16 protein-coding genes, 1 tRNA gene and 2 pseudogenes are annotated in these 22,229 nt (G+C 58.1%); 11 read left to right on the top strand and 8 right to left on the bottom strand.

Features of this window, described 5'->3' with window-relative positions; all coding sequences use genetic code 11:
• Window positions 1-86, top strand: a pseudogene (locus B7Y89_RS16870) (IS5/IS1182 family transposase); the annotation flags it as partial.
• Between the two features lie 175 nt (window positions 87-261).
• Entirely contained in the window at window positions 262-1,665 is a 1,404-nt protein-coding gene (locus B7Y89_RS16865) for a sugar transferase (RefSeq protein WP_292940303.1), read from the top strand.
• A 214-nt stretch (window positions 1,666-1,879) separates the two neighbouring features.
• Here the strand turns inward: B7Y89_RS16865 and B7Y89_RS18345 are convergent, their stop codons facing one another.
• The 3 genes from B7Y89_RS18345 to B7Y89_RS16855 all read right to left on the bottom strand — a co-directional run bounded on the left by B7Y89_RS18345 (window position 1,880) and on the right by B7Y89_RS16855 (window position 2,800).
• On the bottom strand, window positions 1,880-2,134 hold the full coding sequence (locus tag B7Y89_RS18345) for a DUF6538 domain-containing protein (RefSeq protein WP_366416415.1): 255 nt from the start codon (window positions 2,132-2,134) through the stop codon (window positions 1,880-1,882).
• Between the two features lie 79 nt (window positions 2,135-2,213).
• A tRNA-Gly gene (locus tag B7Y89_RS16860) sits at window positions 2,214-2,287 on the bottom strand.
• A gap of 75 nt (window positions 2,288-2,362) precedes the next feature.
• Window positions 2,363-2,800: a VOC family protein gene (locus tag B7Y89_RS16855; protein WP_292940300.1), complete on the bottom strand. Its 438-nt coding sequence runs from the start codon at window positions 2,798-2,800 to the stop codon at window positions 2,363-2,365.
• Between the two features lie 82 nt (window positions 2,801-2,882).
• On the opposite strand from B7Y89_RS16855, the pseudogene B7Y89_RS16850 reads away from it, so the two are divergent.
• From B7Y89_RS16850 to B7Y89_RS16840, 3 genes and pseudogenes are all read left to right on the top strand, one after another.
• A pseudogene (locus B7Y89_RS16850) lies at window positions 2,883-3,644 on the top strand (SIMPL domain-containing protein).
• Window positions 3,645-3,729: 85 nt separating this feature from the next.
• Window positions 3,730-4,524 carry a metallophosphoesterase family protein gene (locus B7Y89_RS16845; RefSeq protein ID WP_292940297.1) on the top strand — a complete coding sequence of 265 codons (795 nt, stop codon included), beginning with the start codon at window positions 3,730-3,732 and terminating at the stop codon, window positions 4,522-4,524.
• A 412-nt stretch (window positions 4,525-4,936) separates the two neighbouring features.
• Window positions 4,937-8,143 carry a TonB-dependent receptor gene (locus B7Y89_RS16840; RefSeq protein WP_292940294.1) on the top strand — a complete coding sequence of 1,069 codons (3,207 nt, stop codon included), beginning with the start codon at window positions 4,937-4,939 and terminating at the stop codon, window positions 8,141-8,143.
• A gap of 420 nt (window positions 8,144-8,563) precedes the next feature.
• Here B7Y89_RS16840 and B7Y89_RS16835 read toward each other — a convergent pair whose 3' ends face one another.
• Window positions 8,564-9,343 (bottom strand): universal stress protein, encoded by a 780-nt coding sequence (locus B7Y89_RS16835; RefSeq protein ID WP_292940291.1) that lies wholly within the window; start codon window positions 9,341-9,343, stop codon window positions 8,564-8,566.
• Between the two features lie 147 nt (window positions 9,344-9,490).
• On the opposite strand from B7Y89_RS16835, the gene B7Y89_RS16830 reads away from it, so the two are divergent.
• A complete protein-coding gene (locus B7Y89_RS16830) occupies window positions 9,491-10,135 on the top strand; it encodes an HAD-IA family hydrolase (protein ID WP_292940288.1) in 645 nt (214 codons plus the stop codon).
• A 12-nt stretch (window positions 10,136-10,147) separates the two neighbouring features.
• On the opposite strand, the gene B7Y89_RS16825 is transcribed toward B7Y89_RS16830, so the two are convergent.
• From B7Y89_RS16825 to B7Y89_RS16815, 3 genes are all read right to left on the bottom strand, one after another.
• On the bottom strand, window positions 10,148-13,225 hold the full coding sequence (locus B7Y89_RS16825) for a CHAT domain-containing protein (RefSeq protein ID WP_292940286.1): 3,078 nt from the start codon (window positions 13,223-13,225) through the stop codon (window positions 10,148-10,150).
• A gap of 139 nt (window positions 13,226-13,364) precedes the next feature.
• On the bottom strand, window positions 13,365-13,820 hold the full coding sequence (locus B7Y89_RS16820) for a cytochrome c (RefSeq protein WP_292940283.1): 456 nt from the start codon (window positions 13,818-13,820) through the stop codon (window positions 13,365-13,367).
• Window positions 13,821-13,826: 6 nt separating this feature from the next.
• A complete protein-coding gene (locus B7Y89_RS16815) occupies window positions 13,827-15,419 on the bottom strand; it encodes a flavin monoamine oxidase family protein (protein WP_292940280.1) in 1,593 nt (530 codons plus the stop codon).
• 194 nt (window positions 15,420-15,613) lie between these two features.
• On the opposite strand from B7Y89_RS16815, the gene B7Y89_RS16810 reads away from it, so the two are divergent.
• Both B7Y89_RS16810 and B7Y89_RS16805 read left to right on the top strand, forming a co-directional pair.
• On the top strand, window positions 15,614-17,797 hold the full coding sequence (locus tag B7Y89_RS16810; RefSeq protein WP_292940277.1) for a hypothetical protein: 2,184 nt from the start codon (window positions 15,614-15,616) through the stop codon (window positions 17,795-17,797).
• On the top strand, window positions 17,794-18,531 hold the full coding sequence (locus B7Y89_RS16805; RefSeq protein ID WP_292940274.1) for a DUF3142 domain-containing protein: 738 nt from the start codon (window positions 17,794-17,796) through the stop codon (window positions 18,529-18,531). Before B7Y89_RS16810 ends, B7Y89_RS16805 begins: the two co-directional genes overlap by 4 nt.
• On the opposite strand, the gene B7Y89_RS18340 is transcribed toward B7Y89_RS16805, so the two are convergent.
• A complete protein-coding gene (locus tag B7Y89_RS18340) occupies window positions 18,466-19,533 on the bottom strand; it encodes a site-specific integrase (RefSeq protein ID WP_366416413.1) in 1,068 nt (355 codons plus the stop codon). The two genes, B7Y89_RS16805 and B7Y89_RS18340, sit on opposite strands and share 66 nt — an antisense overlap.
• Before the next feature lie 332 nt (window positions 19,534-19,865).
• Here B7Y89_RS18340 and B7Y89_RS16800 point away from each other — a divergent pair, with 332 nt between their 5' ends.
• The 3 genes from B7Y89_RS16800 to B7Y89_RS18335 all read left to right on the top strand — a co-directional run bounded on the left by B7Y89_RS16800 (window position 19,866) and on the right by B7Y89_RS18335 (window position 22,209).
• On the top strand, window positions 19,866-20,510 hold the full coding sequence (locus B7Y89_RS16800; RefSeq protein WP_292940272.1) for a hypothetical protein: 645 nt from the start codon (window positions 19,866-19,868) through the stop codon (window positions 20,508-20,510).
• Window positions 20,511-20,928: 418 nt separating this feature from the next.
• On the top strand, window positions 20,929-21,507 hold the full coding sequence (locus B7Y89_RS16795) for a recombinase family protein (RefSeq protein WP_292940270.1): 579 nt from the start codon (window positions 20,929-20,931) through the stop codon (window positions 21,505-21,507).
• 288 nt (window positions 21,508-21,795) lie between these two features.
• Window positions 21,796-22,209 (top strand): DEAD/DEAH box helicase family protein, encoded by a 414-nt coding sequence (locus B7Y89_RS18335; RefSeq protein ID WP_366416408.1) that lies wholly within the window; start codon window positions 21,796-21,798, stop codon window positions 22,207-22,209.
• The last annotated feature ends 20 nt before the right edge of the window (window positions 22,210-22,229 follow it).

The raw sequence follows: 22,229 nt of genomic DNA, 5'->3' as shown, positions 1-22,229 counted from the left end.
TCCACACACGCTACGACCGCTGCGCCCACACATTCATGTCCGCTATCTGCATCGCCGCAATCGTCATCTTCTGGCTGCCGCAATGAGTCCTGAGCCTAAGTGATTTTTATCACTTGAGTCGATATTCGACCTTGATATGTCCAAAACGGTTGGTATTCCACCGCGGTGCAGCAAAAACGGGTCAGCGCACCGAATCCGGATTCTCCGGACACAAGCACGCCGAATGGCGCGCTTTAGCGGCATTTGACAGCGAGATACGTGATGACCAAGCACGTCCCCTTGAGCGAGATGCGCCAGTCGCAAGACCGGCGCAGAATAACGCTTCCGCTTGCGCCCCAGCTCGAACAGCGCAGGCTGCAGCTATACATCGCCAAGATGCTGCTAGATTGCGCCGCCATTTTCGGCGGTTTGTGCTTGGCAAGCTGGTTATATCTTGGCCGCTTTCTGGATGAATCGTCATTGGTTCACGGGCAGGTTCTGCTGCCGATTTACTGGACCATCGCGCTAAGTTTGCAGGCCTATTCGCTGCAGGCCTTGCGCCGGACCAACTTTGCAAGAGCGCGCGCCGTTTTGTCATTGATGGGCGCAGAGAGCGTTCTGCTGTTTGTCGGCTTTGCCACCAAAAGCACGGACAATTTCTCGCGCGTCTCTGCGATCCTTGGCCTTGTTATCGCGATGCTGCTGTTGGTCTGGTATCGCGGGATGATCCGTCCGCTGATCAAGGCCCGCTGCGGCGAGGCCGGCATCAACATCCTGCTGATCGATGATGGCGGCGCACCTCTGCAGGTGCCCCATGCGCATCATATCGACGCGCGCGAGCATCATCTGGCACCCGATCTGTCCGATCCGCACATGATGGACCGGCTCGGCCTGTATATGATGAACATGGACCGCGTGATGGTTTCCTGCCCCCGCGAAAGTCGCGCGGCCTGGGCACTCGTGTTCAAAAGCGCTAACGTTTCGGGCGAAATCGTGGAGCCCGAGGTCAACAATCTGGGCGTCATCGGCGCTCGACGTGAACGCGGTTATGGCGCGCTGATCGTAGCCAGCGGCCCGCTCGGCTTTCGCGCGCGGGCGATCAAACGCGGGCTTGATCTGGCGCTGGCAGGCGGCGCATTGCTGGCACTGTCGCCATTGCTGGTACTGGTTGCCGTTCTTGTCAAACTGGAAGACGGCGGCCCTGTATTCTTCGTCCAGAAGCGCACGGGACGCGGCAACAGGTTCTTTCCGATCTTCAAATTCCGCTCGATGCGGGTTGAAAAACTGGACGCCGCCGGTGCGCGTTCCGCCAGCAAGGATGATGACCGGATCACCCAGATAGGCCGCTTGATCCGCCGCACCAGCATTGATGAACTTCCGCAGATTTTCAATGTCTTGCGCGGTGAAATGTCGATTGTTGGCCCGCGCCCCCATGCCATCGGATCACTTGCGGGCGATAAGCTGTTCTGGGAAGTTGATCACCGCTATTGGCTCAGGCACTCTTTGAAGCCGGGCCTGACCGGCCTTGCCCAGGTGCGCGGCCTGCGCGGCGCAACCGATACCGAAACCGATCTTGCCAACCGCCTGCAAGCCGATCTTGAATATCTGGATGGCTGGACGATCTGGCGCGATATCCGGATCATCATGAACACGCTCGTCGTGCTGGTGCATGACCGCGCATTTTAGAGCCGCATCAACGCATCATGCGCTCATTTGCCGGCAACAGGGCAGACCGTACGCAGTGGATTGCTAGGTTCGAGTTATCGGTGGAATTAGGGAAAATGTGAAATTTCGGACTGATGTCGCACTGATTTGCTTGCAAATCGCAAGTTGCCTGTAGTCAGCCCGTTGGACCGCTCATCAGGCCGATTTCTCCCCGTTCCGCAACTCGTCCAGGTAGTCACTCCACAACTGAGCCATGGCTAGTCTGGTGAGCGAGCATCGTTCGCGCTGACCGCCGCTTCGTAGGAGCGGCAAGATTGCGATCGTATACCTTAGAAAGCGTTGGGCTAGGCGATTTTTCAGATCGTCTCTCAATCGTCTTAGCCATTGTCGCGGGCACTGAACCCGAGGAACGATTGACGTCAACGCGCCCCATGGCATGGCGAAGGTCAGCGGGAACCCTGACACGAAATTGATATACCGATCCTCTCAGCCAAACACCTCACGAAGACAGTTGGTGTGACGATCTGGTGTGATAGTTTCCACGACGATTTTCTGAACTTGCTGCGGGCTGGAGCGGGTGAAGGGAATCGAACCCTCGTATTCAGCTTGGGAAGCTGCTGCTCTACCATTGAGCTACACCCGCTAAGGTGCTGGAACCGGATAAGGTTGTCCGGCCTCTCGCATGATCGCGGCGGTTTCGTCAACCTTTGCCTCGGGCTTACCAGCTTCCAGTATTGTCCATGCTCGCCCACGGCTCGGCCGGTGGCAGATGGCCGTCCTGCAGCAGTTCGATGGAGATGCCGTCCGGCGTTTTGACAAAGGCCATGTGCCCATCACGCGGCGGGCGGTGGACAATGTGGCCCGCATCCAGAATACGCTGGCACGTGTCGTAAATGTTGTCGACGCGATAGGCCAGGTGGCCGAAATTGCGCCCGCCGGTGTACGCCTCTGCCGGAGTGCCATCTTCCGGCGGCCAGTTATAGGTGAGCTCTACCTCGGCGATGCCCTCACCGCCGGGGGCAGCAAGAAAGATGAGCGTAAAGCGCCCCTGCTCGCTGGAAAACCGGCGGACTTCTTCAAGCCCTATGAGGTTGAAGAACGCAATGGTGGCGTCCGGGTCGGTCACACGGATCATGGTATGGAGAAATTTGGTCACGAGCGGGCGCTTTCCGTTCAAAATCAGTTCATCGATATAATCACACAACTCATCGCAGCACCAAAGCCGCTGGGAGAAGACGATGCGCCACGAAGATAGCGATGATACCGCCGGGACCCAAGCGCCAAGCGCAAGCTTTTTGCCGCGACGGGCGTTCGGGCTGTTGCCGGTCGGCATTTTGGCAGGTGCTTTGGTATTGGGCGGGTGGTTCATCGGCGATGGCTTTCGCCGTGCCAAAGTGGCTGACCGGGCGGTTACCGTGCGCGGCCTTTCCGAACGCGAAGTGACGGCAGACCTAGCCACGTGGACGCTGGCTTATTCAGCCACGGCGGGCGACATGGCGAGCGCGCAGGCCAGCGTTGACCGCGACAGCCAATCGATCCGCGCCTTCTTTGCCGAACTGGGTTTTCCCGCAGATGCCTTGCAGCCCACCGGCGTGAACGTGCAAACGTTCAACAACAACGGCGTGGCCACCTTTACCGTGCGCCAGCGCATGACATTGCGGACAACCGACATTGACCGTGCGCAAAAAGCGGTAAAGCGCCAGTTCGATCTGGTGCGGCGCGGTGTGATGCTCGAAGAGGGATCGGGCATGGCCTAAACCTTCACAAAGCTTAACACGATCAAGCCCGCGATGGTCGCCGCAGCAACCAAAGATGCCCGCGCCGCTGCTGAACAATTTGCTCGCGATAGCGGCGTTTCAGTCGAGGGAATCAAAACCGCAACGCAAGGATATTTCGAGATTACGGCACGCGATGGCGATGGCGGAGGGGGTTGGGGCGTTTCAGACACGCCTTACAAAAAGGTCCGCGTGGTGACGACCATCGACTTCTATTTGCGTTAACACTTTTGACTTAGGAAACCATAGCATTGGTGGGGTGTTGTATTGATCACAGCGGCGCGCCCTACTCTGCGCTAAACGAGGTTCCATGTTCGCCAAGATTCGCTCTCTCCTAACTTCAGCACAAGACCAACCCGAGGTGCTGCAAGCCAGCATACCAGACGGGCAGCGGGTCTATGCTATTGGAGATATTCACGGGCGGCTTGATTTGTTTGAGCAATTGTTAACCTTGATTGAAGCGGACGATGCAGCGCGCGGGCAGGCCGACACACAACTGGTGCTATTGGGCGATCTGATTGACCGGGGCCCGGACAGCTGCGGTGTGGTTGAACGTGCCATCGCATTGCTGCAACGGGGCAACGTGCGCGTGCTGGCGGGCAATCATGAAGAGATGATGCTCAAAAGCCTCGATGATGACGAAACCCTGCGCCACTTCCTGCGCCACGGCGGCAAAGAGACATTGTTCAGCTATGGCCTGTCACCCCGGGAATATGCCCAGGCCAAATTGCCCTTGCTGCGTGAACGCATGAACGAATTGGTGCCAGCAGCGCACATCGAATTCATCAAAGCGATGGAAGACCAGATCATCTGCGGCGACTATCTGTTTGTTCACGCAGGCATTCGTCCCGGCGTGCCGCTTGATCAGCAAGCCGTGTCAGACTTGCGGTGGATTCGTGGCGAATTCCTCGAATATGCCAATCCGCACAGCCATCTTGTTGTTCATGGTCACACCATCGCTGATGATCCTGTGGTGTCGCACAACCGCATCGGCATTGATACCGGCGCGTTTGCATCGGGCCGGCTGACAGCACTGGGGCTGGAGGGTGGACAACACTGGTTCCTGTCCGCTGCAATTGATCGGGCAAAACAGGCCGCTGCCTGACGCCAATTCTTGCATTGCAGCAATTTTTCTTCGCTGTTGCGGAAAAGCCACTAATTTCCATTCATTGCGAATTAGCCGCGCCCTGCGCACTTTTATGCTTACATTTGCAACCAGACCCGCAANTTTTTCTTCGCTGTTGCGGAAAAGCCACTAATTTCCATTCATTGCGAATTAGCCGCGCCCTGCGCACTTTTATGCTTACATTTGCAACCAGACCCGCAAGTCTGTAACGCGCCTGCAAAGCGTAGTGTCACGTTGTCGAAACATCGTCATTCCAGTGTCATTTGCAACCGGTTTTGAGGACCCACACGGGCGGCTAAGGCAGCCTGCGATGGGGCGGCGCACGGGATGATTCCCGCGCGACGTCCCCGCCACAACCGCGTCCTCATGGACGCACAAACGGGGTCAAAACATGCAAATCAGGTTCCTACTGGCTGCCAGCGCTGCCAGTCTGACACTCGCCACAGCAATCGCAACACCAGCCTACGCACAGGAAACGTCTTCTTCTGTGCGCGGCGTTGTTTCAAACAGCGGCACACCTGTTGCCGGGGCAACAGTTACGATCACGCACACCCCATCGGGCACGACTTCAACCACCACCACCGATGCCGATGGCAACTTTTCTGCCAACGGCTTGCGCGTAGGCGGCCCCTTTGTTGTCACTGTTGAAGCCGAGGGCTTTGAAGCTGGCACCGTAAACGAACTGTATCTTACGGCTGGCCAGCCTGCCCGTCTGCCAATCGATCTTCAGGCGTCGCAGCAGATCGTTGTGACAGCCGGATCGCTCGGCAGCGTTGTCAGCACTTCAGATGGCCCCACCACAGTTTTGAACGCCGAAAAAATCGCAGCGACCGCCTCGATCAACCGCGACATTCGCGATCTGGCGCGCCGTGATCCTCTGGTCACGATCGACTTGACCAATGGTCGTACGATCGAAATCGCAGGCAACAATGGCCGCCTGAACCGCTTTTCGGTTGACGGCATGCAGATGTCCGATGACTTCGGCCTCAACAACGGCGGCCTTCCCACCAATCGCGGCCCTGTACCATTTGACGCAATCGAACAATTCACCGTCAAGACGGCACCTTTCGATATCGCCGAAGGTGACATGCAGGGCGGCGCAATCAACGTCGTGCTGAAATCAGGCGGCAACAAGTTCCACGGCGGCGGCTTTTACAGCTACACCGGTGACGGCCTGACCGGTAGCGAAACGAAGACCAAAACGGTCGCGCTTGATTTCAGCTCGAAGCAGTTTGGTGGCTGGCTTTCAGGTCCGATATTCAAGGACAAGCTGTTCTTCATGGTCGCCTATGAGCGCACCAAAGAAGGCCAACCGCTGGAATCCGGCTTTGGCGCCGGCTTTGCCAACCAGGTCCCCGGCCTGACCCAGACTGTGATCGATCAGGTCACTTCTGTTGCCAAGAGCCGCTATGGCTACGATACGCTCGGCTTGATTTCGACCACGCAGGAAGAAGACGAAAAGATCGTTGCCAAGCTGGATTGGAACATTTCCGATAAGCACCGCGCGGCTCTGACGTACATCCGCAACGTTGGCACCAACCAGTTTCAGCAGAACACCTTCCTCACCTCACCATTTGCACTGGGCTACCAGTCGAACGGCTATGAACTGAACGAAGAAATCAACTCGGGCACGTTTGAGCTCAACTCGGCATGGTCGGACAGCTTCTCGACAACCTTGCGCACGTCCTATCGTGATTACAACCGCGCCCAAACACCATTTGGCGGCAACGCGTTTGCACAAATGGAAGTATGCACCGAGGCGACTTCGGCAGGCAACGCCTCGTCATGCGACGGTACGCGCCTGTTCTTCGGCCCGGACGTTTCGCGCCATTCCAATGCGCTGAACACCGAAAACTTGTCGATCGACCTTTCGGCGCGCTACGATGCTGGCGATTTCACGATGCGGATCAACGGTGGTTACACCAAGACCGACGTGTTTAACCTGTTCCTGCAGCGTTCGCTGGGTGACATCTACTTTGACTCGCTGGCAGATTTCTCCGCTGGCCGCGCAAATCGTTTCCGTTATGGCAACGCCGTCCCATCAAACGACCCCACAGATGCAGCAGCACAATTCGGTACGACCAACTGGACCGCAGGCCTGCAGCTTGATTGGCAAGCAACCGACACCCTTAACCTGACACTGGGTGGCCGCTATGACTTGTTCGATAACGATGTCCTCCCTACGCTGAACCCGAATTTTGTAACGCGCTACGGTTACTCCAACCGTTCGACGTTCAAGGGCCGGGGCGTATTCCAGCCGCGCTTTGCAGCAAGCTGGGAAGCAACAGACCGTTTGGTCATCCGCACAGGTGCAGGCATCTTTGCAGGTGGTTCACCTGACGTGTTCCTTGCAAACGTCTATTCGAATACCGGCCAGCTTACCAACGCGGTGGACATCACCCGCGCCAACTGCGCCGCTTCGGGCACTTGCGATGCAATCAACAACATCACCGGTGGCGGTGTTCCAAGCAGCGTTGTCAGCTTCCTGACCCGCAACGTTGCCAGCCTTGCTGCTGGCCCCACGGACAACATCGATCCAAACCTGAAACTTGCCAGCAAGTTCAAGGCATCGTTCCAGGCCGATTATGAAGCTGACCTTGGGCCGCTGGGTGACAACTGGCTGTTTGGCGCGCAGTTGCTCTATGACAAGACGATCAACGCCTATCAGTGGACGGACTTGCGTTCGGTTGCCATCGGCACGCTTCCCGATGGCCGCACCCGCTATGGTCCATTGGGCGGTACAGCCACGACCAACCGCGATTTGCAGTTGACCAACACCTCTGACGGTCGCGGCATCTTCGCAACGGCCCGCTTCGAAAAGAACTGGGACTTCGGTCTTGGCATTTCCGGTAGCTATACCCGCTCGGACGTAAAGGATCGCTCGGCCCTTACGTCTTCGACCTCGTCGTCGAACTACGGCAACAACGCCTTCCTTGACCCGAACTTGCCGGCATATGGCCGTTCGATCTATGAATACCGCAACCAGTGGAAGTTTGGCGTTGACTTCAAGCGCGCATTCTTTGGCGATGCAAAGACCACCTTTGCACTGTTTGGCGAACTGCGTTCGGGCCGTCCCTACAGCCTGACGATGCTGGATAACACCAATGGCCGCGGCGCTGTGTTTGGCACTGTTGGCAACCTTGGCAACGTGTTGCTATATGTGCCAACCGGTGCAAACGACCCGCTTGTCCAGTTTGACAACGCGGCCAGCGAAACGGCGTTCAACGGCGTGGTAGACGCACTTGGCCTTGGCAAATACCGCGGCAAGATCGTGCCGAAGAACTCGCAGACTTCACCGCAGTTCTTCAAGGTCGATCTCCACTTCGGCCAGGAAATCCCGGTACCATTAGTCTCGGGCGGCAAGATCGAACTGTTTGCCGACATTGAAAACGTGCTGAACATGATCGACAAGGATTGGGGCGCACTAAGCCAGGTCCAGTTCCCATATAACTCGACGGTGGTTCGCGTCACGTGCGCCACAACCGTTGGGCCAAACTGCACCAAGTACCAGTACGGCACCGTTTTGGCGCCAAACGAAGTGCTGCAAACTCGCCAGTCATTGTACGGCATCCGCGTTGGCGCACGGATCAAGTTCTGATCTAGCCTGATACGCAAACGAAAGGGCGCGGGAGGGGAAACTCTCCTGCGCTTTTTTGTGTCTGGTGGTTTGGTGGCGAAATCGGCTGCCGCATGGCACCCGGATCGCGGGCAAAAAAATGGCCCGGCAGTTGCCTGCCAGGCCGGAAAGTTTTGGGAGAGGATGCCTGAAAGGCACTTTTTGTATGACTCACGTACAAAAATTGTGCAAATGCGAAATCAGCAAAAGCAATTGCACTTTTTGCAATTTATCACATAAGACACGATAATCCTTGGATTATAAGGTTGTTACAAACGAAACGAAACGACACTGATTTATTGGCAATCGATTGTGATCACGGGCCGCAAAGCGCGATGTTGCGAGTGCGAACAAAGCGGATGCGGCCGGAGTAGTCCCTACCCCGGCCGCCAATGATTCGCGTTAATGAGCCAGCAGCAACGGTATTTTCGACCGATCAAGCATTTCGCGCGATACTCCACCCATAAGCATTTCGCGCAGGCGGCTATGGCCGAACAGGCCCATCACAATCAGGCCAGCCCCCACATCACGCGCGCACTCTTCAAGGGTGGAGGCAATCGAGCCGTTGTGATCACGCTCATGCGTTTGGGCATGAATGCCGTGGCGCGACAAATAGCATGCCGCATCAGAAGCGGGGAAACTGCCATCCTTTTCACGCACCGTGAGCAGGTGCACCGCACTGGCCTGTGCCAGCAAGGGCAATGCGGCGCGCAGGGCGTTGGCAGATTCATGACCGCCATCCCAAGCAACCAGCACCGGGCCATCAAACACCAACATGGGTACGCCGCTTGGCACGGCGAGGACCGGTGCCCGCACCGACAGCACGATTTCTTCCAAGGTGGGATCGTCCAGCGTTGCCACAAGCACATCGGCAAACCGCGCAGCGCTGGCCGCAGCCTCTATCCGGCCCTTGTCATCAATCGATACATCGAAAGCAACATCTTGCTTGGCTAGGCGCGCATCGAGTTCGCGCGCCAGCTTGTCGTCCAGTTCGCGGGCTTCGTTGATGGCTACTGCAGATATGGCTGCGCCGCCAAATGGCTCCCACACCGCCATTTGCGAAAATGGCGTGGCGATCTGGAAGGTAACGTGTCCGCCCGTCGCTCGGGCCAGCGCAAGCGCGGTTTCAACGCGGTCGTTCAAGGTATCTGATCTGTCGACTGGGCAAAGAATGGAGCGCATGGGGATCCTCCTGTCGTTCAAGCTGCCCCCACCGTCGCGGATGATCATGCGCCCTGCTATGACTTGCGTCAAATTTCTGGTCTTTTCACGCAGTTGCGGGACAATCGCTTTGCGTTAAAGCAATCAGCGAAGTTTCAGGAGGGCAGATTGCACTATTCCGCAGTGATTTTTGATTTTGGCGGCGTCATTACATCATCGCCATTCGAGGCTTTCAACCGGCTGGAAGAATCGCGCGGATTGCCCCAGAACTTTATCCGCCAAGTCAACGCCAGCAATGGCGATAGCAACGCATGGGCATTGTTCGAACGGGCAGAGATTGGCGCAGAAGAGTTTGACCGACGGTTTGCTCAGGAAGCCCGCGATCAAGGCCAGACGTTGGAAGGCAGCGCGGTTTTGGCCGTTCTGGCAGGCGCGGTACGGCCTGTGATGGTAACGGCGCTCGACCAGCTAAAAGCGCGCGGGTTCAGGTTGGGGTGCATAACCAACAATGTGCCCACCGGCCATGGTGCAGGAATGGCGCGCAGCGCCGACGCGCATGATGAAATGGAACAGATTTTCGCGCGGTTTGAACACGTCATCGAAAGCAGCAAGGCCGGCGTGCGCAAACCCGATCCGCGCATTTACACAATGATGTGTGACGCGCTCGGTCTGCCGCCCCAAGCCTGCATTTATCTTGATGACCTTGGCATCAATTGCAAACCGGCAGCGGCGCTGGGGATGCATGCCATCAAAGTGACCAGCGCCGAACAAGCCCTTGCCGATTTGGGCGCGGCACTTGGCATTGAGTTCTAAAGCCGGAAGACGTTAGCGCGCTCCATCACCGACCAGTGTGAAGGGCGCCCATGCATTCGGGTTTGCCCATGTATCGCCGGGTCTATCAGCTGCGGTGCTATTGCGGATTTCCTTCATCGCTTGCGCAAGGGCTGCGGCGCGCGTGAGAGCCGGGTTATCGCGGGCAATCTCGATCGTGCGTACGGTCAGGCGGGCGGCAACGTCATCCCGCACCGGCCAGTGTGATACCAGCAAATTGCGCGCACCGGCATAGAAGAACGCCCGCGCAAGACCGGACAGGCCTTGCGCGCCGGTCGTACCATCCCCTGCAGCGGTATTGCATGCCGACAGGATCACCCAGTCTGCGGCCAAGTTCAACCGGGCCACCTCGCTGGCGGTAAGCAACCCGTCATCCATCGCCCCCGATACGTCTGGCGGGGTGAGCACCAGACCAGGCTCAACCACGCCGCTAATCTCGCCCGCCGTCAAGCCGTGAGTGGCAAAGGCGAGAATGCCCGCATCGGCAAGATTTGCAGCCTTGATGGCCGTTTCTGTGGCTTTGCCTTCAAGGTGCACGCTGCCTGCAGGTGCGGCAAAAGCGCGGGCCATGGCCGTCAATTCCTCCGCAGTGCCGGGCAGGCGCGACAGTTTGCGCAGTTGTGAAATGTCGGCCAGCCCGGCCCCTTGCGCACTGCGGGTTGTGCCAAAAACGCGGGCCATGGTTACACCGCCTGATTTTCCGCGCCCGCCACGCGTTGCCGCCGTGCCATCCAGTTCGGGATCACCCCAGCCCGAAAATGCGGTGCCTGCCGCGCGCTTTTTGGCTGAGCGCAATAATGCCAGCGATTGCAACGACGGCACTTGCGACAACGCAAAGTCATCGGCCATCCATCGGGTCGCGCGCAAGGCTGCCGGATCATTGTCATCGCCCTGCGGCTTCTGGCTAACCAGCATGCCAAACGGCAGGGTGGCCAGCGCGCCATCGGCTGCGATCACCAATTGCTTCTTCCCGGCCAGTGCCGGCAGGGCAGGTTCGACAAGCTTCTGCCAAAGCACCCACGCGGCGGTCCGGTCAAAGGCACTATCGCCCGGAACCTCGTCCTGCCATGTGGCAACTTCGGCTTGCGATACTTCACCGCCGCCTCCTGCAAACCACAGCAAACGGCGCACAGCATCGTTCACACCGCTTTCCACAAGCTCTGAATGAAACCAGTTCACCCCCTTGTCAGTCACGGCCATGATATGTGTGCCATCCTCACTGGGGACAATCAGCAAGGCTGCCTCATCGGGACCGAATAGCGCGCTGGCTTCGCTCTCGGTCAGCGGTGCGGGGCGGATGTAGGAGAAGAATTCGGGCGCGCTGGTACGCAATACATCGTCCAGTGTCTGCATCTCGGCCTCAACCGCGGCGATCTGGCCAGCCAGCGCCGGAGCAGCCGGAGCAGCCCCGATGGCAAGCACCCGCGCGCGATCAAGCACACTCCAACGGGCGACCAGTTCCTCACGCCGCCGCGCTGCAGAGCCGAGCACAGGCGAAATCGCCTCGGACAGCGAACGCGCGGCCAGTTGGGCTATCGCCTGGCTGGCGGTGCTGGTTTGCGACCGCTGGAGCGCGGCAAAAGCATCGGCCTTGTTGCGCTGTGCTTCTGCAGGTTTGACCACCGCGCGCGACAGCCACGCGTAATCGGCAAACAGAAGATTGCGCAGCCGCGCCGCACTGGCAGACCGGCGCGAGGCCAGTTCATCGCGCGGCAAAAAGCCCAGTCGGTCAACCTGCGCATTGGCGGCCGCCATCAAGGCGCGGGCGCGGGCCATGTCTTTGCCGGGCTCTTCCTTGTAGTAGACGGCAAAGCGCAGCAGCAGTTCATCGTAAAGCGCCACATCTTCACCATTGGCACCGCGATTGAATTCGCCCGAAAAATAGCTCAGCCGCTTGGTCCAGCTTTCCTTGCCAGACGTGAACTTGCTGAAATTTTCATCTTTGCGGTCCTCGGAATACAGCAGGATGGCATTGCCCAGCATATATTGCTGCGCCTTGAGCCAGCGATCTTCGGCAATCAGGCTGCGCGCCATATACAGCGAAGGCCGCATGCGCGCCGAGAAGCTGCCCGTGCTTTCAGCAGCAACAACGATGGCATATTCGAAGCGTTCGATTGCTCCGGCGGTGTCACCAGCGGCAAGCCGCGCCTGGCCCGATACCGTATAGGCCTGAATCGGCGCCATAACGCCACGCGCCAAATCGTTTGTGATGACAGTATCGGCCAGCGCGCCTGCTTCTTCGGTTTTCCCGCTATCGGCCAGAATCCGGGCAAGCCGCAAGGTGATCTGGTTGCTGATAGAAGCTGGCACCGATGGCGTGCCTGACATAGTCGCAAAAGCACGGCGGGCAAGCGTTTCGGCTTCCCCGGTCTTACCTTCAAGCGACAGTGCAGCGGCAAGGTTGGCCAGGATCGCTTGCGTCCGGGGCGCGTCTTCGCCGTCTGCCGCGCTGGAAAGCTCAAAGGCTTTGCGCAATCGCGTTTCGGCTGTGACACCAAGGCCCAATTGCAGGTCAGTCGTCCCTGCCCGATCCCATATCTGCGCCATCAGCCGACTGTTCGAGAGGATTTGCGGTGCAGCGTCAGCGACGCGATCGGCAACAAGTTTGGTCAAATCGGGGCGTTGTGCGCGCTGACCGATTAACGAAGCGCGGTGCAGGATGAAGAACGACAGGTAATTTTCGCGCGTCAGCGGCATCCGCGCGATCAACGCAGCGGCACCGGCTTTGTCTGCTGCCAGTTTGGCCGGTGGTGCGATTGGCGCAAGATCAGCCGCGACGGCGGCTGCGTGAATGGCCCAGCCAAACGCGGGTTCATAGCGTTTGGCCTCAAGCAATGTCTCGGACAGGAACTCTTCTGCCCGCGAACGCTCGGCCACCGTGGCGGTGGAGCTGCGGGCCATGCCATCAACCAGCTTTTGCGCAGTGGCTATGGCCGCATCTGGCTGCTTGGCTTCAAGCTGGCGATCGCGCTCTGCCACCAATTCCGCCACTCCGGGCAAATGCGGCGCAAGTTCTGTAATCATCTTGGGATCGGCTTTGACGGCGGCAAGCGCAGGGCTGGCACCTAACAACAGCCCCAGGCCGACGAGCAATAGAGCGCGTTTCAGGGGCGATCGGGATTGTGAACCAGTGTGCAACATGGCCTGTGTTTCTGCGGCGATGTTGCATCTTGGTCCAGCGATTTTGGCAGGTGGCCCCACCGCAAAAGCGTTAGCGCACGTCTTTCACTTGGGCAGCAGTGACGCGATCCTTGTATTTGTTGCCAAAATTGGTGCGGACATAGTTCACCACATCGGCAACTTGCTGGTCGGTCATCATCCGGCCCACGCCGGGCATGCCATGAAGGCCTTTGAGCACAACATAGACCGTGTAATCACCCGATGCGAGATTGGGATCGCCTGCCAGCGCGGGATACATGCCCGCACCCTTTGCGCCCTTGGCGTCGGGCATGTGGCATCCGGCACAGACGCGCTTGTACATCTTCTCGCCGGTGGGTTCGCTAAACTTGCCCGGAGTGATGAACGCGCCATCGCCATCGCCTGTGCCCATGATCCCCGCACCGCCCGATCCTGAAGGCTCGGCTGCCGATTGCGCCAGCGCCGATGCCGTGATCGAAGCGAATGTGAGAGTGGCAGCGACGCCAAGCAAAGCTGTGGTTCTTTTCATATGAGGTTACCCCGCCATCACGCGTTGATGCAGCCGTCCGATGGCGTCGAGCGCGGACGTAATGCCGCCCTCCTGCCATGCCGGAATGTAGGATGCGTGCTCCCCTGCCAGCATGATCCGGCCATCAATCTGGCACAAGTTCTTGTAATGCTCGGCCCGCGCCTCTTCGCTCCACATGCCAAAGCAGCCCTGCGTCCACGGCACCCGATGCCAGCCCACGGATATGCCGTTGAGGAATTCGGCCTTGTATTGCGGGTGGATTTGCGACCCCCAAGCCACTGTTCGCGCCACGCGTTCAGCCGGGGAAAGCGAGGTGAATTCATAGGCGAACGCACCAAAGCCATAGGCACCCAGCAAAGCCGAGCGGCTTTGGGTGCCATAGCCGGTGCTGGGATAGCTGATCTGGCTGATCGGCAGATCGGTCGTGGTGATCCCGCCATAGATCTGTTCGTCCTGCTCCCAGAACCGTCGCTTGAACTCCAGCCCGACTTTGACCGAGGCTTCATAGGGCACAGCGCCAATCGCCGCCGTCATCTCTGCGCTGACGTTCATCTCGATCTGGCTGAGGATCGACAGGGGGATAGTGCAGATGCACCATTCCGCTTTGGCGGTCAGCTTCTCGCCGGTTTTGGTATCGACATAGGACGCTGTCACGCCGCGCTCGTCCTGCGTGATCGCGGTGACTTTGCTGTTCAGCCGGATCGCATCGCCCACATGCTTTTCGAATGCGCGGGGGATCATGTCCATGCCGCCCACCGGCTGGAAGATGGCGGTGTGATGCGTGGATGAAAGGCTGGCCGAAATGTTGCGCCACAGGCCCGATTGCAGAACCGTTTCCAGCGTCAGCGGTTCGGACGCGATCGGTTCGGCAGACAAGCCCCCGCCCGGTCCCTTGGCCCAGCCGCGCCGTTCGCTTGAGGCAGGGCCTGCGACATAGCGATAGTCCTTGTCCAGCGCGCCAAGGTTCTTGAGCGCGGCCAGCAGGATTTCGCCGTCTTCCTTGGTCACCGCATCCGACAGGGCATTCTTGTTCACCGCCTTGACCATCAGTTCGCTGACGTGGCCCAGAAAGTCTGCCTGAATGTGGCGATAGCGCTGCGGGACACCGCCGAACGCTTTGGTTGAGTGGACATAGGCATTGTAATTCAATTGCATGAACGGTTCGAGCGCGACGCCGAGTTCGTGGCAATAATGCATGATCGCATAGTGGTTGTGCGGGATGCGCCATGGGCCGGGATTGATGTAATTGCCGGACGCAAAATCGCAATTCTGGGTGGCCCCGCCCAGTTCGGTGTATGTGTCACCGCCGCGCAAGGTCCACGAACGCCCGCCGACGCGATCATTGTATTCAAGCACTTGCACTTTGTAACCGGCACGGCGCAGTTCCAGCGCGGCAACAAGGCCCGCAAGCCCCGCGCCAAGGATCAGGACCGATGCGCCCTTGGTATCGCCATCCAGTTTGGGCACGCCTGCAAACGGAGATGCTTGCGCCTGGCCAAGGCTGGACATGGCAAGATACATCGCCGAGGCACCGGCACTTCGCCCGATCAGGGCCAGCAGATCGCGCTTGCTCATCGGCAGCACGGAATTGAACGACATCAAATGGCCCTCATGTGCGGTGCGCCGCCCGTGGCCGCCAATTCACCGCTGGGCACATCTTTGCGCAGTTGCAGCATTGTCCGCATACGCCGAACGGCGCATAGCCTTGCGAAGGGCGGCGGACTTGCGATTACGGTCGCATCGGCGCGGGATTGTTGCTAGCTTTTGGCCACCCCGAAGCAGGAATCCGCGCAATGCCCCGCCGTTTGCCCAAGTTGATGAAACACATGCGCGAGCGCGCCGGATTCAAGGCAGCGACGGGCGCGGGGCTGGCGTTTTTCGGACTGGCGGGCGTGGCTTGGGCTTGTGCTGATTCGTCGTGCTATCCCGAATGGCGGCTGGGTGCGGCGGATTATGATTGCGCCGGACAAGCGATGATCAACCCCGGCAATGACACGCGGATAAACATGCTTTTGCTAATGCAAAGCATAAGCGCCCCGGCTGTCGCGCCCTCGGCCACTGCACGCAAGACAGCCGATGCAGCCGATGAAGCGCAGTTTGGCCAGACTTTCATGAGCTGGCAGGGCCTGCGCGCCACGCTGTGGCCCCAAGCTGCTGCGCAGGACGCAAATGCTGATTACAGCGAACCTGTCTGCCTGCCGCCCTCCGATTTCACCGCCGCACTGAGCGCAGAAAGCGGCATTCCGGTGGCCGAGCGCGATGCCATTCTGGCCATTCGCGCCAAAGTCGGGTGCGAGACTGTAACCTGGGACGGGGTCGGCACGATTTCCAGCGCCAAGGGCCGCGAATATCTGGCCTATCTCAAAGCTGCCGATGCGTTTTATGCAGGCGATTGGGCCACGGCACGCAGCGGTTTTGCCGCGCTGACTTCTGCCAAAAGCAGCTGGGTTGCCGAAACCGCGCGCTATATGCCGATCCGGATCGGCCTGCGCGCGGCGGTGGCCGATGCCACTGGCGAATATGGCGATTTTGAGCCAGGCAAAGTGAATAGCGCCGCTATTGCCGAGGCAAGGAACGGAATTGCCGCGTACCTCAAGGCTTGGCCGAACGGACGCTATGCGGATTCCGCCAAAGGGCTGACGCGGCGCGTCTTATGGCTTGAGGGCAACGGGATAGAGCTTGCGCGCATTTACGAGCGCATGGTCACCACGACATCGGGCCATGACGAGGCCGCTGCAAATCTGGCCGAAGAAATCGACATTCGGGTGTTCGGCGCGAATGCTTATGACAGCCCGAAAGCCCTGCCCGCCCTGTCCCGCACCGGCGATACACCGCTGCTGCTGGCGGTTGCCGATCTGATGCAGATGCGCGGGGGAGATGATGCATCGGCCAAGCTTTCGGCCAGTGATCTGGCGGCACAAGCAGCGCAATTTGCCCGTCATCCCGAACTGTACAGCTTTTTGCAGGCAAGCCGTGCGTGGTATGCAGGCGAAGACGCCAAGGCCATCATGGCGATGATTCCCGATGACGCCCGGCAGGCCAGCTACAAGCCACTGGCGTTCAGCCGTCAAACCCTTCGCGGAATGGCGCTGGCCCGCGCGCGTGATCCCAATGAAGCAGGCTTCTGGCGGGATTTGCTGAAAGGGGCGAGCCCGCTTTACCAGCGACCTTTGGCAGAACTGGGGCTTGCCACGCGCTGGGAGCGTGACGGGCGGATAGACCGGATTTTTGCCGCCGATACCCCCATCAAAGACGCCACGACGCGCGAAGTGCTGCTGCAAACCGTCGCACCGCCCGCCATCCTCAGGTCTGTTGCCGACGATGCCGTACGCCCCGCGCATGAACGCGAAATTGCCCGCTTCACCCTGCTTTACAAAGGGCTGAGCCGTGGCGCCTATCGTGACTTTACGCGCGATATTGCGATGATCCCGGCAGGGGCCAATACCGATGGCGGGCTATATAACCTGATCCAGCAAACCGATGTTCCCGCGGGGCTGTTTGCCAAAGGGCGCTGGTCGGACGGATTTGCCTGCCCTTCCATCACGCAAACCGCTGCAACGCTGGCCCGCACCCCGGCGGATCGTACAGCGCTGTTATGTTTGGGGGATTTCTGGCGGCTCAACGGCTTTGATAACTTCAGCCTGTTTTCAAGCCAAGAGTATGGCGACGCGCCCCGACACGATACCTTGGGCAGCGGCCCCGATGCCTTTCCCGGCAAGCCATTGTATCGTGACGCCATTTACCGTGCGATCATTGCCGACCGGCAGGCACCCGCAGATGCACGCGCCTATGCACTGTTCCGCGCCGTACGGTGTTATGCGCCATCGGGATATAACGGCTGTTCCGGCCCGTTCCGGTCAACTGCCGAAATGGAAAAGGCGCAAGCATCGCCTGAACAGCGCAAGGCGTGGTTCAACGAATTGAAGACAACCTATCCCAACAGCCGCTGGGCCAAATCGCTGCGCTTTTATTGGTGAAGTTTGCCAGAATCTGGGCGGCGCTGCTGGCGCTGGGCTGGCTGACGGCGTGCGATCAACGCGCGCAGCCTGATGCGGCTGTCCAGCAAACCGTTGATCCACGCGATTTTGATGCGTTCTATCTTTGGCCCGGTATACGCCCGCCCGATGGCACCAACCCGCGCGTGCTGTATCTGCTGGATGGTGAAATCCGGAGTGGTGGCCCCAATGGCGGGCCTGTAAGCTTCACCCGGTTGCGGCCCGGTGCGCCAAAGTTGCGCGGCAAAGATGTTTGGCTGGTCGTGCGGATTGACCGGCTGGACTGGAGCGAGGCGGCCTATGGCGCGATCTTTGCCGATCTGGCGCGCTGGCAGGCAGCGGGCAACACCGTGATCGGCCTGCAAATCGATTTCGATGCGGCGACCAAAGGCATTGCCGGTTACGCCCGGTTCCTTGGCAAGTTGCGCCAGAAATTGCCAAGCCAATACAAGCTTTCGATCACCGGCCTGATGGACTGGAGCGCCAATGGCGATCCACGCGCCCTGGGCCAATTGCGCAGCGTGATTGATGAAGTGGTGGTGCAGACATATCAGGGCCGCAGCACCATTCCCGGCTACGAAGCGTACTTCGCCAAGATGGCCGCCTTCCCCATCCCGTTCCGCGTGGCGCTTGCCCAAGGCGGCGCATGGTCACCGCCACCAATGCTGGCGCGCCACCCCATGTTCAGGGGTTACATCGTGTTTGTTATGCGGTGATTGGGGAAGTTGGAGGCCCGAGCCGGAATCGAACCGGCGTAAACGGATTTGCAAAGCGCGGGGACCACGCACTGTAACTTGGGAAATGGCGGAATTCTGGGGTTTTTTAAGGACGACCGGTCCAGCGTTGGGAGCAAGTCCCCCCACAAACACCACCGGTTTAGGACCCGTTTTGCCCTCATGGAAGGCCAATGCGGACAGTGCGGCGTCTGCCAAAGTCTTATCGTCTACGTGCGCATAACGTAGCGTAGTCTGGATGGTCTTATGCCCCATAAGTTTCTGCAAGACACGAATGTTTACCCCTGCCTGCACCGCCCGTGTAGCGAAGGTGTGGCGACATGCATGGAACACAAATGTCTTATCGTGCCTCAAGCCCATTGCGTCCTTTGCCTTCTCCCATGACCAGCGCAGTTGCGGGTAAGTAGGCATAACGCGGACCAGAGGCGCAAGGACCTCGTATATGTCATCCGAAATTGGGACAGAGCGAGGAGAGCCGTTCTTTGTCTTCCACAGGTGGACCCATCGCGGCTGCACTTGATCCGGTTTGAGGTTCAATAGCTCTGAAGCCCGCATTCCGGTCCTGATAGCCACATAGACCACGGTAGACACAGGGGATGGCAGAAGCTCCATGAGGCGGGCTTCCTCTTCGTATGATAGCCAGCGTATCCGCCCTTCGTCCTCATCTCTCCATTCCAATTCCGGTAGAGGGACAGTGCGAAACTTGCGCTTGTAGCAGAAGCGAAGGAAGGCAGAGACGCAAGACAGATAGCGATTGATCGTGCCGGGGGTAATCCCTGTCGCGGTTAGCGCGGCAACAAGATCGTCTGCCGCGTTTGCGTCGAAGTCGTCCAGTGGGAGCGAAGGCCCGATAAGCTCTGTAAGCCTGCGCAGCTTCAAGAGACTTTCGGCCTCTGTGGCCTGTCCTACCCAAAGAATTCCTTTCGCCCGTTTTGCAGCTACCCCGAACGTAAGGCAGGCGGACTTAGGGGGAGTGATGGGCATAAGGGCAAGCGGCATTGGCGAGGGGGATGATATGACCTCCCGTCCTGCCAGCCGGTCAAGGAGCGTGACCTCAAGGCGTTTAGCCTCCATCATGTTGTCCGCACGGCCCCGTAGTCTTTGTCCGTTTAGTTGGACTTCAACACGATAGCGGCCGGTAGGCCTTCCGTCTCTTTGGTCTGGGTAGATTGGCATAAGCAACAGCTCATATCGCAGTAGGACGGGTGTGCGTCAAATCCGGGGACATTCGTCTGAGCGCCGTTGGACTACAGGCAATGCGCTTTGTATAAGTCTTTGTATGTGGCTTGACCTTTAAGCCCGCACATGAGGCGCTAATGAAGACTTTTACCAATAGCGTATTGGGCGCAATAGTAGCGGGCATCGTCATTTTCCTCGCTCAAGGCTGGTGGTCTGAGCACCAAAATAGCTCCAAGCAGGTTGTTCGCTTTGAAAAGATATCGACAATTCAACTATCACAGAAAGAGATACAGAGCCTGTCAGATAAGTCTGATGTATATTTTGGCGTCTATATTGATATCTTCAAATCAAAAAATGAAGGGACCGAGGATGTGGCAGACCACTCCTTTAGCGCCCCTTTGACCGACATAATTGGATCTGGAAATATCAGAAGCCCTAAGGAAAATCCAAACAATATTATCTTTCACGAAGACGGAAAAGTCATAACTGTGAAATACAATCTCTTTCCGTCAGAAGAAGAACACATTTTTTGGGTGGCCCGCAATAGAATAGGTATCGACGGGGAGTTTTCCAATGACAAAAAAGGCGTGAAGGCTTTAGGTAAAGACAATAATTACGAAGTTGATTTGTTTTGGCCAGCAGCAGCAGTTGTTGGTTTGTTACTTGTCATATTTATAGTGGGTGCGGTAAGCGGTGAAGCTTTGATGAAGTCAGAGCTGAAAAAACGCGGTATCGACGTGACTGAGGTCTTGAAACAGCCTGTTGTTAATGCGGAACCCTAACACACTCCACTAATCGTTATAACAACAACAGCCGACCGCGTTTAGCGGTTATTTTGAAATTACCTGTGACGATAGATCGGGGGAACCCGTCCCAGCCAGAGAAGGGACCCGTAACGGGACCCGTAGATTGCCTCATGGGACCCTATGCCTGCCTATGCCCCTGCCCTCAGATGCAGGCTGTCAGACTAACCGCCCCCTGCCTGTCGCCATTTGGTTCGGGCCTTGGGTCTCATATTTTCTAACGGAGCATTCGGCGCTTAGGGACATTGCCCCCTCCTCTTCGCCCGTATGTCTCTGAAGTTCTAACCTTTGAGACAGGGTAGAATGCCACTCAAATTTGTCTCACAACATACCTTGACAGGATAAGAGACATACTCATATGTAGCGCCATAACTTATGAGACACTGAGGGCCTTCCTATGAGCCGCATTGCCTACTTCCGTTGCAGCACTTCAGACCAGAGCGTCGAAGCGCAGCGTCACGCCCTTGGCGGGACCTTCGACAAGGAATTTACGGACGAAGGCGTAAGTGGCGCTACGCTGGCTAAGGACCGTCCCGGCTTCGCTGCACTTCTAACCTATGTACGGGAAGGTGATACGGTCTGCCTCTATGCTCTGGACCGCTTAGGGCGTGATGCTCTGGACGTTCAATCTACTGTGCGCTTCCTGTTAGACAGGGGTGTCATGCTGGACGTTAAGGGTCTGGGCGTGATTGGCCGTGGTGCTGGGGAGATTGTTGTCGCTGTCCTTGCACAGATAGCAGACATGGAGCGCCAAAGGATCAAGGAACGCTGTGACGCTGGCCGCGAGGCAGCGAGAGACGCCTTAAAGGCTACAGGACGGACGCATAGGGGTAAGGTGAGCTTGGGGCGTCCTACGGCTGCTGACGCTAAGGAAGTGTCTGCATGGCGTAAGGCCAACGGCAAAAGCATTCGGGAGACCTGTCAGCAATTCGGTCTATCGAAGGCGACTGTGGCACGGTATTGTGCGCAAGTATGACGGTAGAACCTGCCCAAGAGGAAGCCAAACTCTATAACGCAGTTACTGCACTGGCGCAGACGCTGGCTAAATTGTCGGATGGTATAGAGGGCCTAAGCACAGACCCTCGCATGTTCTCTGCCATGCTATTTCAGAGACTATGGAGCAATCATCGCGGATTTACCGTCCTCTGGAACGAGCATCGATTTCTTGAAGCGGACATAATTCTACGCTCGGGCATAGAGACCGCTATCTGCATTGCAGCCAACTTCCGCCTACGAGACGATTTCGTGATGCTCATGCGGCAAGATGCAGCACATACAATCGCAGGGCAAATCAAGATTAGGAGGCGTGAAGGCGATACGGAAGGCGTTCGAGAGGCTGAAGCAATGCTTCACATGTTCCGCGACCAGCTCCCGGAGGGTAAGAAACCTGCAAAGCTGCAATGGGACAGCCTTGCCGATGCAGGGCAATGGCCTCATCGAAACGCCTTATGTTTGCCTTCGTCTTCCAACAGGTGGTGGCAAGACCATCCTTGCTGCGCACAGTATCACCGTCGCAAAAGAAAGCTGGCTGGAAAAGGACTTCCCTCTGGTTCTCTGGCTGGTGCCAACCACAACAATTCGTCGCCAGACAGTGGAAGCGTGTGGATCGGCGTGCAAAAGGAACCCGGCTAGCGGGGTGATCGGCGTCCAAAAGGGAACCACCATTCCGATGGTTTAGACAGCGGCCTGGATTTTCAG

It is taken from the genome of Novosphingobium sp. 32-60-15, assembly GCF_002280675.1.
Lineage (GTDB): Bacteria > Pseudomonadota > Alphaproteobacteria > Sphingomonadales > Sphingomonadaceae > Novosphingobium.
The sequence above is the reverse complement of the archived record's forward strand: the minus strand, read 5'-3'. Positions and strand labels throughout refer to the sequence as shown.